This is a genomic window from Actinomadura sp. 3N508 (assembly GCF_044326375.1).
Taxonomy (GTDB): Bacteria; Actinomycetota; Actinomycetes; order Streptosporangiales; family Streptosporangiaceae; genus Spirillospora.
Genome location: NZ_JBIRAX010000022.1, coordinates 41,083 through 52,162, shown reverse-complemented (window position 1 = coordinate 52,162; position 11,080 = coordinate 41,083). Strand labels below are relative to the sequence as shown.

Below are 11,080 nucleotides of genomic sequence, written 5' to 3'. Positions count from 1 at the left end.
CGGGGCGTCCCGCAGCGCGGCCGTCCGGCACAGGGGGTTCGGCCGGAGGGGGTGGCTCGGCCGTGTGGCGGACGGTGACGCTGCGGTCGGCCGCTGGGCGGTCGGCCGCGGGAGGGTCGGCCGCGGGCCGGCCCGCCGCCGGGGCCCCCGTGGTGGTGGGGGCCTCCGGGGCGGACCGTCCCGTGGCGCGGCGGCGGCCGGTGGCGTGGCGCTTCATCTGGGGCAACTCATCGCGTGCGCTTCATCCTCGTCGCGCTCAGACCTGCTGCCAGAGCGCTGCGGTGTTCGCGGGTTCCCAGCCGGCCAGCGCCGTGTGCGGCTGAAGGCACTTGTACGTCACGCCGTTGTAGGTCACCTGGTCACCGGCGCTGTAGGCGGTGCCGGCCGTCCAGGTGCCGCTCGGCGGGTCCGTCGGCGGGTCGGTGGGAGGGTCGGTCGGGGGATCGGTGGGCGGGTCGGTCGGCGGCGTGGTCGTGCCGCCGAAGTCGACGTCCGAGCAGGTGTAGAAGGCCTCCTGGCTGCCGACCACGCGCTGCCAGATCGAGTACAGGATGTGCCGCCCGGTGCGCGGCGGGATGTTGATCGTCCACTTGGTGAACGTGGTCGGGTTCTGGCGGTTGAACGTCTGGATGTGCACCAGGTCCGACCAGCGCAGCGGCTGCGTCGGGCTCCAGCCGTCGCGGGTGATGTAGAACTCGAAGTTGCTGGCCGAGTGCGGCGCGGTCGCGTGGTAGGTGATCGTCTGCGGGCCGGACGACATCCGCTTGGCGGGCCAGTCGGCACGCGCCAGGTCCAGGCCGCGGTACTTCGCGCGTCCGGCGCTGCACAGCTGGCCGTCCGGGATGATCTGCCGGTGCCGGCCGCCGGCCTCCAGCAGCGACACCTCGTTCCAGTCGTAGAACGCCTGGGTGCCGCCGGCCGCGACGGCCGCCTTGCACGCGGCCGACTTCGGCGCCTCCGGGCCTTCGTTCTTGCAGACGTAGACGCGGCTGGGCGGGTCGGACATGGTCCCGTGGGCGTTCGCGCCGGTGGAGCCGCTCAGCACCACCAGCGCGGACGCCGCCGGGACCGCGGCCGTGACGGCCGCGACCTTTCTCGCTCGGGTCGATCTCACTTCGTTTCCTTCCGGTGGGGGTGGGTGTTCCTCAAGGAAGCTCTGGGGCCCTGCCGAAGGGCCGCCGGCGCCAAGGCCGTCGGCGCTACGGAAGGCCGTTGAGGAACGGCTCGTGGGCGTTCATGAACTCCCACTTGAAGTAGTGGTCCCAGTTGATCGACCAGGTCATCAGCCCGCGCAGCGCCGGGGACGTCCCGCCGCGCAGCTGGTACGAGCCACAGCCCGTCCCCTTGACCAGGCAGTTCACCGCCTGCTGCACCTGCGCGGGCGAGGTGTGGCCGTTGCCCGCGGGGATCGCGGCGGGCAGCCCGATGCCGATCTGGTCGGGCCGCAGCCCGGGGAACGTGTGACCGGTGTTCGCGACCGGGAAACCGGCCTTCACCATGTCGGTCATCGCGATGTGGAACTCGGCGCCGCCCATGTTCTTGTACTGGCCGTCGAGCCCCATCACGGGACCGGAGTTGTAGTCCTGGACGTGCAGGACGGTCAGGTCGTCCCGCATCGCGTGGATCACCGGGAGGTAGGAGCCCGTCCGGTTGTCCCCGCCGCCGGCACCGCCGTAGAACTGGTAGCCGACCTGCACGAAGAACGTCTCCGGCGCCATCGTCAGCACGAACTTCTCGCCGTACTTCGCCTTCAGCGTCTTCAGCGCGGAGATCAGGTTGACGATCACCGGCGTCTTCGGGTTGCGGAAGTCGGTGTCACCGCTGTTGAGGTAGAGCGAGTGGCCCTCGAAGTCGACGTCCAGGCCGTCCAGGCCCCACTTGTCGATGATCGCCGAGACGGACCGGACGAACGCGTCCCGCGCGCCCGTCGTCGTGAGCTGCACCTGGCCGTTCTGGCCGCCGATCGAGATCAGCACCTTCTTGCCCTGCGCCTGCTTCGCGCGGATCGCGGCGATGAACTCCTCGTCGCTCTCCACGTTCGGGCATTCGCTCACCGGGCAGCGGTTGAACCGGATGTCGCCGGAGGTGACCGACGTCGGCTCGCCGAACGCGAGGTCGATGATGTCCCACGCGTCCGGGATGTCCGCCATCCGCACGTAGCCGGAGCCGTTGGCGAAGCTCGCGTGCATGTAGCCGATGAGCGCGTGCTTCGGCAGCCCGGAGTCGACGCAGCCGCTCGTCCGGCCGCTGACAGGCGCCGATCTGGCCGACTCTCCGACGTCGTTGTACGCGGCGACCGTGTAGCTGTGCGAGGTGCACTTGGCCAGGCCCGAGATGGTGGTGCTCGTCCCGGTCACGGTGGCCTTCAGCGCCGTGCCCTCGTAGACGCGGTAGCCGGTGACCGTCCCGGTCGCCGGTTCCCACGACAGCGCGATCGAGTTGTCGGTGACCGTGCCGAGCCTGGGAGCGGCGGGCGCGCCCGGCACCCCCGGCTGGGGTTCGCCGCCGGGGCCGTCCAGCTCCACGTCGTCCGCGTGGTAGGCGCCGGTGCCGTACCAGCCGTGGAGGAAGATCTCCGCGGACTTCTGGTCGGCTCCGGTCGTGAACGACACCGTCAGCTTGGTGTAGTTCGACGCGGACGGGATCCACGTCTTCGCCCCGCCGGTCACGCCCATGTGCACGTAGCTGCCGCGCACCCACGCCGACAGCGTGTAGGCCGTGCTCGGCTGGACGCTGACGGTCTGCGTGCACTGGCCCGTGCTGCCCGCGGTGACCCCGCCGGCGAGCGCGTACGAGCCCGTCCGCACGGGGCTGCTCACCACGGAGCCGCCGCTCGCGCACGTCCAGCCGCTCAGCGACCCCGTCTCGAAACCTGCGTTGGCCAGTACGTTCTCGGCTTGCGCCGGGCTCGGAAGCCCGACGAGCAGCCCGGCGGTCAGCACCGCCGGGGCCCAGATCTTCTTCATGTCCGTCCCTCTGGCGAAACGTGTCCCGCTCCCGCAGCATGTCCCGCTGCGGGAGCGGGATCGGTTACGGAAGCGTGTCCAGGTGCGGTCCGACGGTGCCGGCGAACCGGCCGCCGTTGGTGACGTCCCAGTTGATGGACCAGGTCATCGCGCCGCGGATGTCCGGATACGTCTTGGACGGCTTGAAGCTGCCGCAGCTCGTGCCCTTGGCAAGGCAGTCGAGCGCGTTGTTGACCAGACCCGGCGAGACGACACCGCCGCCCGCCGCACCGGCGCCCGCCGGGAGACCCAGCGCCACCTGGTCGGGACGCAGCCCGTTCTCCAGCTGGATGCACGCCAGCGCCGTCATGAAGTTGATCGTTCCCTGCGAGTACACCCCTTGGTCACAGCCGAGCATCGTGCCTGAGTTGTAGTACTGCATGTGGACGACGGTCAGGATGTCCTTGATGTTCAGCGCGAGCTGGAAGTAGGCACCGCCGGTGGACTGCATGTCGACGGTCTGCGGCGCCATCGTGATGATCATGTCGTTGCCGACGTTGCCACGGATCGCGCGCAGGGCCTGCCCCATGTACTGCGGGTTGAGGCCGTTCTCCAGGTCGATGTCGACGCCGTCGAAGCCCCACTCCCTGATGATGTTCGTCATGGACTCGGTGAACAGCGTCGCGGCGCTGCTGTTGCCGACCCAGATCGCGCCCTTCTCGCCGCCGACCGACAGGATGACCTTCTTACCCTTGGCCTGAAGCGCCTTCACGTCGGCCTTGAACTGCTCGTCGGTGTAGCCGCCGACCGCGCTGGCCAGACCCGGGTCGACCCGGAAGCTGACCTCACCGAAGCGGCTGGTCGACTCGCCGAACGCGACCGCGATGACGTCGTACTCGTTGGGCACCTGGGAGAGCTTCAGCGGCCGGGCCTGGTTGACGAAGTCGTGCCAGTAGCCGGTGAGGAAGTGCTTGGGCAGCGCGCTGCTCACGCATCCGCTGGTGGTGCTGGTGACGGCGGTGCTGGCGGGCGACTCGCCGTCGGCGTTGTAGGCCTTGACCGTGTAGCTGTGCGTCGTGCACTTGGCGAGGCCGGAGATCGTGGCGGTGGTGCCGCTGACGGTCGCGCGCAGCTCGGTGCCCTCGTAGACGCGGTAGCCGGTGGGCTCGCCGGAGGCGGGCTGCCAGCTGAGGGTCAGCGAGGTGTCGGTCCGCGCGGTGACGGTCGGGCTGCCGGGCGCGCCGAGATCGCCGGGGCCGCCGGTGTCACCGCCGTCGCATGGGTTGCCGTTGAACTTGCAGTTCTCGGGGGCGCCAGGACCGTTCCCGAGGAAGCCGAACGTGACGGTGCCGCCGGCCGGTACCGCGCCGTTGTAGTTGCGGTTCTCGAACGTCTGGTGCTGCCCGTTCTTGGTGAGCAGGGCGTCCCAGTACGCGCCGACGGTCGTGCCGGCCGGCAGGTCGAACTCGACCTTCCAGCCGCTGATCGCCTGGTCGGTGCCGTTGGTGAGGGTGAAGCGTCCCTCCCACCCGGAGCCCCAGTCGGAGGGCTTGGTGAACGTCGCGGCGAGCGACTCGGCGTTGGCGGGGGAGCTGCCGAGCGGCGCGAGAAGCGCGACGAGGAGGACGGCTATGACGCTGAGGACGGAACGGGGGCGCAAGCGTGCATGGGGGTGGGGGCGCAACTCTCACTCCATCGGTAGGAAGCTCTGGCGGATTCCCCCGAACCCCGAGTAGGTACTGCAGTTGTAGATCGCTAATCGATAGGAAGGTTTCCTATCAGTTTGAGAGCAAGGTAACCAGCCTGCGTGACCTGGGCAAGCCCTTTGCTGAAGGTCAGACACATGCATATGGCAACCACCCCAGCTTGAACACCGAACCAGCCCGGGCCCTCCGGAATATCGGCACTGTCCGCCGGGGGAGGGCGTGATTCATTGGCGATATTCGCCAATTAGGCCACGCGGTCAGGGCGGCGGAAGCCCCATCCGATGTGCCAATCGGCGGGTCGCGAGCGGGTCTGGAGGCGGGTCCGGAAAAGTTCGGAGGCGGGCCTGGAGTGGGGCGGGGGCGGGTTTGGAAAGTGTGCGGCCCGCGTCCCCGGAGCTGGGACGCGGGCCGCCTAGAGGGTGGTCAGGGGTCAGGACATGAAACCGGCAGTGATCTTGCTGAACTCCCAGTCGGTCTGGTTGGTGCCGCTGCCGCCGGCACGGTCGCGGTTGACCGCCCAGAACGTCAGCCGGGCCAGGCCCTTGGACTTCGACCAGTCACGGATCTGGGTCCAGATCGCGGTGGTCGTGATCTCGCCCACGTCGGACCGGCCGTTCATGCCGGAGATGCCCATGTGCGAGTAGGCGACCTCGTCGGTCCACTTGTTGGCGGACTTCAGGGCCTCCTTGAGGCCTTCGGAGGACTTGACGGTGTTGCCGTACATGTCCGAGTGGCCGTTGAAGTTGAACGGCATGATCGACCAGATGTCCACCGGGACCTGCAGCTCGGCCGCGCGGTCGATGAGGCGCTTGCCCCACGAGTTCGGGCCGCTGGCGAGGACGGGGAGCGTCAGGATCGTCTGGATGCCGGGGTTCTTCTGCTCGACGATCTTCAGGGCGCCGAGAATCCGGTCCTGGACGACCGCGCTCTCGAACTCGTCGGTGTTCTCGATGTCGACGTCGATGGACTTGAGGCCGTAGGCGTCGATGACCTTCTGGTAGGCGCCGGCCAGGGCCTCCGCGGAGGAGCAGTTCGGGCCGAGCTTGTTGCCGGACCAGCCGCCGATGGACGGGATGATGTCACCGCCGGCCGCGCGGATCTTGTTGATCGCTTGCTCGTCCACGCCGCCCTTCAGCGGGCGCTGGCTGTCCCAGGCCGGGTTGCAGCCGTTCTGAGCCAGGATGAACGCCATCGTGAACGTCTTGGTGCCGCTCGCGTTCATCACCGTGACCGGGTCGGGCGGGTTGCCCCAGCCGAGGTACAGGTAGGGAGCCGCGTGCTTGCCGATCTCCGGCACGGTGCAGCCGCTCGTGGTGCCGGACACCGCGGATCCCGCGGACTCGCCGACCTCGTTGTAGGCCTTCACCGTGTAGGTGTGGCCCGAGCACTTCTGCAGACCCGAGATGGTGGTGCTGGTGGCGTTCACCGTCGCGCGGACGTCGTCGCCCTCGTAGACGCGGTAGCCGTCGACCGAGCCGGTGGACGGGCCCCACGTCAGGGTGAGCGAGGTGTCCGTCTTGCCGGTCACCGACACCTCGCCGGGAGCGGAGGGCGCTCCGGGGTTGGTGTCACCGCTGCAGGATCCGCCGTTGACGGTGCAGTTCGTGGGAGTGCCCGAACCGCTGACCAGGAACCCGAACGTGACGGACGCGCCGGCGGCGACGGTGGCGTTGTAGTTGCGGTTGGTGAAGGTGGCCCGCTGCCCGGACTTGGTGAGCAGCGAGTCCCAGTAGGAGCCGATGGTCGAGCCGGCCGGGAGGTCGAACTCGACCTTCCATCCGGAGAGCGCCGACTCGGTCGCATTGGTGATCGTGTATCTGGCCTCGTAGCCCGAACCCCAGTCCGCGGCCTTGGTGAAGGTCGCCGTCGCCCCTGCCGCGGCGTTCGCCGGGGTCGGGACGAGCAGTGCGAGGACGAGGGCACAGAGGGCGGTGAAGAGGAGGCTAGGGCGGAGTCTTCTCAATTTCACTCCCGGGAAGGAGATGTGGACATGCGGGAATCCCCCGAACCCCGAGGTAGGTCTGATGGGCATGGCTGGACGGCCGGCGGGGGGCGAGCGGGCCACGGGTTCGACCTCGGATCTGATAGGAAACTTTCCTTTTAATCGAGTGAACGGTAACCAGCGCGCCGTGCTCCGGCAACCCTGTCCGGCCGTCGCGTCTCCGCCCCAGCTCAGCCCGCTCCAGCCCAGCCCAGCTAATGGACCGAACCACGCCGGTGTAAGAAGAATGTCGGCACTTTCCGCCAATGGTCGGCCCGATCTATGGGCAGATCAGGCCGGTCGTGCAGCTTGAACGCGGTCGGTCATGCCTGTTCCGGCGAATCCCTTTCGGGCAGGAGCACCCCCGGATTGAGGATTCCCGCCGGGTCGAGCGCGGCCTTGGCGGCGGCGAGCGCGGCGGCGAACGGGCCGGGGCGCTGGCGGTCGTACCAGGGCCGGTGGTCGCGGCCGACCGCATGGTGGTGGGTGATCGTGCCGCCGTTCGCCGCGATCGCCGCCGACACGGCCGCCTTGATCTCGTCCCACTGGGCGAGCAGGCCGTCCCAGCGGCCGGGCGCGTAGACGCCGAAGTACGGCGCGGGCCCGTCCGGGTAGACGTGGGTGAACCGGCAGGTCACCACGCCGTCGCCCGCCACCTCGCGGATCGCCGTCCGCGCCGCCTCGGTGACCGCGCGGTGCAGCCGGTCGAACCCCTCCCAGGTGCAGGACGTCTCGAACGTCTCGACGATCAGCGCGTGCCGGGCGAGCGCGTCGCGCTGGTAGGGCATCCGCAGGAAGGACGAGCGCCATGTGTCACCGGGCTCGCCGTCCGCGTGCACGTCCGGGGCCTCGCCGCCGTGATCGCGGCAGATCTCCACGGCACGCTCCAGGGACGCGTCCACCGGATGGTCGGCGGACTCGAACCCTAGCACCAGCACCCCGCCGCCGACCGAGACGCCCGCGTTGACCAGCGCCTCGGCGGCATCGAGGAGCCGGCAGTTCGCCGGGTTCAGCCCGCTCTGCGCGACGGCCCGGGTCGCCGCCACCGCCGCGCCGTAGTCCGCGAAGCGCACGGACGCCTTGGCCCGCCACCGCGGACGCTCCCGCAGCCGCATCCACGCCTCGGTGATGACGCCGAGCGTCCCCTCGCTGCCGAGGAAGAGCCGGTCCGGGGACGGCCCGGCACCCGAACCGGGCAGGCGCCGCGACTCGCCGACGCCGCTCGGCGTGACGACCCGCATCGATTCGACGAGGTCGTCGATATGGGTGTCGAGGGTCGCGTAGTGGCCGCCGGAGCGGGTGGCGAGCCAGCCGCCCAGCGTGGAGAACTCGAACGACTGCGGGAAGTGCCGCAGCGTCAGCCCGTGCGGCCTGAGCCGGTCCTCCAGGTGCGGGCCGAACGCCCCGCCCTGGACGCGTGCCGCCCGGCTCACCGGATCGATCTCCAGGACGTGGCCCATCCGGGCCATGTCGACCGTGACCGCCGCGCGGCCGTCCGTGAACCGCGGCTCGATCCCGCCGACCACCGAGCTGCCGCCGCCGTAGGGGATCGCGGCGATCCCGCCGGCGCCGCACCAGTCGAGCAGGTCGACCAGGTCCCGCTCGCCGCGCGGCCGGGCGACGAGGTCGGGGACGTGCCGCAGGTCGCCGTGCAGGTTGCGGACCACGTCCCGGAACGCCTTGCCGTGCGCGTGCGCGGCGCGGTCGGCCGGGTCGGCGGAGCAGAGCGCGGCGAGCGCGGTCGGCGCGGAGATCCGGGGCGCGGGCAGGCCGAGTGAGGCGATGCTCGGCGGCTCGTGATCGACCAGCTCGCCGGGTGCCAGCGCGCGGGCTCGGGCGAGCAGCGCGTCCAGTTCGGCGCCGTGGACCGCGTCCTCGACGTTGCCCCAGCCCCACCACGACCTCGTCATCGACCCATCGTCCCCGATGCCGCCCGGACCTGCTTGTTTAGGCGGCGCCGCGCTGCGCAGATTGTCAGGGGGGCGAGCGAGCTGTCACGGGGGGACGACCGGTGCGTGTTCGGGGGAGCGGGCCAGTGGCCGTCGGGGCCGGGCTGTGCTTCGCGGTGCTGGCCGCGTGCGGGGGATCCGACCGCGAGCCGGCGCCCAGGGCGACGGGCGTCACGCCCACGGCCACGGACGTCTCGCCCACGCCGACCGGCGGGTCACCGGCGACCGGCGGGTCGGCGGTGAGCGGGAAGGTCATCGTCGTCGATCCCGGTCACAACGGCGGGAACGCCGACCACAAGGAGGAGATCGACAGGAAGGTCTTCGTCGGCAACGGCTACAAGCCGTGCAACACGGTCGGTACCAACACGCGGGACGGTTACAGCGAGCACGCCTTCACCTGGGACGTCGCCAACCGGCTGGCGCGCGTCCTCCGGGACCGCGGCGCCAAGGTCACCCTGACCAGGAAGGACGACACCGGTGTCGGGCCCTGCGTCACGGAGCGGGCGGCCATCGGCAACCGCCTGCGCGCCGATGCGTCCGTGTCGATCCACGCCGACGGCGCGGAGCCGTCCGGGCACGGGTTCCATGTGATCGAGCCGGAGGCGGTGGGGAAGAACGCGCCGATCGTCGAGCCGTCCCGGAAGCTCGGCACGGCGGTCCGCGACGCCTACCGCTCCGGCACCGGCATCCCCTACTCGACCTATCGGGGACGCGACGGCCTGGACCGGCGCAGCGACCTCGGCGGGCTGAACATGTCCACGGTGCCGGTCGTGTTCATCGAGTGCGGCAACATGCAGAACCCGGGGGACGCGGCCAAGCTGTCGAGCGCCCGGGACCGGCAGCGGATGGCCGAGTCACTGGCCGCCGCGTTCGAGAACTATCTCCGCTGATGCTTCCGAACAAAAATATTCTGAAGGGAAGCAAGGGCGGGTCAGGTCAGCCGCGCGGACATCCTCGTCAGCAGCACGCGCAGCAGCGCCAGCTCCTCCCGGCCCACCGCGTCCTGTACGCCCCGCCACTCGGCCTCGATCGCCGCGGTCAGCTCGTCGGCCGTCTCGCGGCCGTGCTCGGACAGGAACGCCAGCACCCGGCGCCGGTCGGCGTCGTCGACGCGGCGGAACACCAGCCCCGCCGACACCAGGCGGTCGATCACCTTGGTCAGCGTCGGTGCGGGGAGCAGGGCGAACTCCGCTATCTCGGTCATCGTGTGCCCGGCCCCGTCGGCGAGCAGGGAGATCACGCGCCATTCCTCGACGGTGGAGCCGGCCGTCTTCAGCGCGGCGGCGAGCCTTGCGGCGATGCCGCGTTCGACCCGCGCGAGCATCCGCGGCAAGTCCAGCTCGTCCTGCGCCATACCTGTTGTAGTCATCGCGAGATACAAGATTACCGTCTCATCGGAACTATTTTGGGCGAGGATCCACTAACGTCCCCGATATGGACGACCTGGCTGTCGCCCTGGTGGTGCCGCGTCAGGGGCCCGCGGGACTCTTCGGGCCCTCTGCCGAGCTGTGCGCCCGGCTCGCGGAGGAAGAGATCAACGAAGAGGCGGGCGTGCTCGGCCGCCGCCTCCGGCTGACCGTCGTGGACGGCGGCGCGCCGCCCGCGCGGGTCGCCGGGCAGGTCGGGGAGCTGGTCGGATCGGGCGCCGTGCAGGCGGTCACCGGCTGGCACGTCTCGACCGTCCGGCAGCGGCTCGTCCCGGAGATCGCGGGACGCGTCCCCTACGTCTACACCGCGCTCTACGAGGGCGGCGAGCGCGCGCCGGGAGTCTTCCTCACCGGGGAGACGCCCGAGCAGCAGCTCCGCCCGGCGCTGCGCTGGCTGTCGTCCGAGCTCGGCATCCGCCGCTGGACGATCGTCGGCGACGACTACGTCTGGCCGCGCGGCACCGCCCGCGCCGTACGGTCCTACCTGGGCGAACAAGACGCGACCCTGTGCGACGAGATCTACGTCCAGCTCGGCACGAAGGACTTCTCCGAATCGCTGCGCAGGATCGAGACGAGCGGCTGCGAGGCCGTCCTGATGCTGCTGGTCGGCGACGACGCGGTGGCCTTCAACCGCGCGTTCGGCGCGGCGGGCCTGGAGCAGCTGCGCTTCAGCCCGCTGATGGACGAGAACATGCTGCTCGCGTCCGGCGTGGAGGGCACCCGCGGGCTGTTCGCGGCGGCGGGGTTCTTCGAGACGCTCCCGACCGGCGACGGCCTGGACTTCGGCGCCCGCTACCACCGCCGCTTCGGCCCGCAGGCGCCGCCGCTCAACAGCATGGGCGAGTCGTGCTACGAGGGCGTGCGGCTGCTCGCCGAGCTGTTCCGCCGCAGCGGCGGCGAGCCGGACGTCCGCCGGATGACGGCCCTCTCGGAGGGCCTCGGCTACGACGGCCCGCGCGGCCCCGTCGAGGTCCGCGACCGGCACCTGCGGCAGAAGATGTTCCTCGCCGCCGCGGACGGCCTGGAGTTCGACGTCCTGTACCAGCTTCCCTCGACCCCCCTTGACCATTGA

The 11,080-nt window shown here is 70.4% G+C and carries 8 protein-coding genes and 1 pseudogene; 2 read left to right on the top strand and 7 right to left on the bottom strand.

Annotation, left to right across the window (positions count from 1 at the left end; genetic code table 11):
* From ACH34S_RS41260 to ACH34S_RS41235, 6 genes and pseudogenes are all read right to left on the bottom strand, one after another.
* Positions 1 to 217 (bottom strand): annotated as a pseudogene (locus ACH34S_RS41260) (hypothetical protein); the annotation flags it as partial.
* Between the two features lie 39 nt (positions 218 to 256).
* Positions 257 to 1,114 carry a lytic polysaccharide monooxygenase gene (locus ACH34S_RS41255; RefSeq protein WP_395958388.1) on the bottom strand — a complete coding sequence of 286 codons (858 nt, stop codon included), beginning with the start codon at positions 1,112 to 1,114 and terminating at the stop codon, positions 257 to 259.
* A gap of 85 nt (positions 1,115 to 1,199) precedes the next feature.
* A complete protein-coding gene (locus ACH34S_RS41250; protein ID WP_395958387.1) occupies positions 1,200 to 2,966 on the bottom strand; it encodes a chitinase in 1,767 nt (588 codons plus the stop codon).
* Positions 2,967 to 3,030: 64 nt separating this feature from the next.
* Positions 3,031 to 4,605: a chitinase gene (locus ACH34S_RS41245; RefSeq protein WP_395958386.1), complete on the bottom strand. Its 1,575-nt coding sequence runs from the start codon at positions 4,603 to 4,605 to the stop codon at positions 3,031 to 3,033.
* A gap of 476 nt (positions 4,606 to 5,081) precedes the next feature.
* A complete protein-coding gene (locus ACH34S_RS41240) occupies positions 5,082 to 6,620 on the bottom strand; it encodes a cellulose binding domain-containing protein (protein ID WP_395958385.1) in 1,539 nt (512 codons plus the stop codon).
* Between the two features lie 335 nt (positions 6,621 to 6,955).
* The gene (locus ACH34S_RS41235; protein ID WP_395958384.1) at positions 6,956 to 8,542 is read right to left on the bottom strand and encodes an FAD-binding oxidoreductase; all 1,587 of its coding nucleotides are present in this window, start codon (positions 8,540 to 8,542) and stop codon (positions 6,956 to 6,958) included.
* A gap of 125 nt (positions 8,543 to 8,667) precedes the next feature.
* Here ACH34S_RS41235 and ACH34S_RS41230 point away from each other — a divergent pair, with 125 nt between their 5' ends.
* A complete protein-coding gene (locus ACH34S_RS41230) occupies positions 8,668 to 9,471 on the top strand; it encodes an N-acetylmuramoyl-L-alanine amidase (protein ID WP_395958383.1) in 804 nt (267 codons plus the stop codon).
* A gap of 41 nt (positions 9,472 to 9,512) precedes the next feature.
* Here the strand turns inward: ACH34S_RS41230 and ACH34S_RS41225 are convergent, their stop codons facing one another.
* Positions 9,513 to 9,950 carry a MarR family winged helix-turn-helix transcriptional regulator gene (locus ACH34S_RS41225; RefSeq protein ID WP_395958382.1) on the bottom strand — a complete coding sequence of 146 codons (438 nt, stop codon included), beginning with the start codon at positions 9,948 to 9,950 and terminating at the stop codon, positions 9,513 to 9,515.
* A gap of 65 nt (positions 9,951 to 10,015) precedes the next feature.
* Here ACH34S_RS41225 and ACH34S_RS41220 point away from each other — a divergent pair, with 65 nt between their 5' ends.
* Positions 10,016 to 11,080 (top strand): substrate-binding domain-containing protein, encoded by a 1,065-nt coding sequence (locus ACH34S_RS41220; RefSeq protein ID WP_395958381.1) that lies wholly within the window; start codon positions 10,016 to 10,018, stop codon positions 11,078 to 11,080.

Coding starts and splice junctions, on each gene's coding strand:
- ACH34S_RS41250 (WP_395958387.1), bottom strand. CDS start 2,966: ATGAAGAAGATCTGGGCCCCGGCGGTGCTGACCGCCGGGCTGCTCGTC.
- ACH34S_RS41220 (WP_395958381.1), top strand. CDS start 10,016: ATGGACGACCTGGCTGTCGCCCTGGTGGTGCCGCGTCAGGGGCCCGCG.
- ACH34S_RS41225 (WP_395958382.1), bottom strand. CDS start 9,950: ATGACTACAACAGGTATGGCGCAGGACGAGCTGGACTTGCCGCGGATG.
- ACH34S_RS41235 (WP_395958384.1), bottom strand. CDS start 8,542: ATGACGAGGTCGTGGTGGGGCTGGGGCAACGTCGAGGACGCGGTCCAC.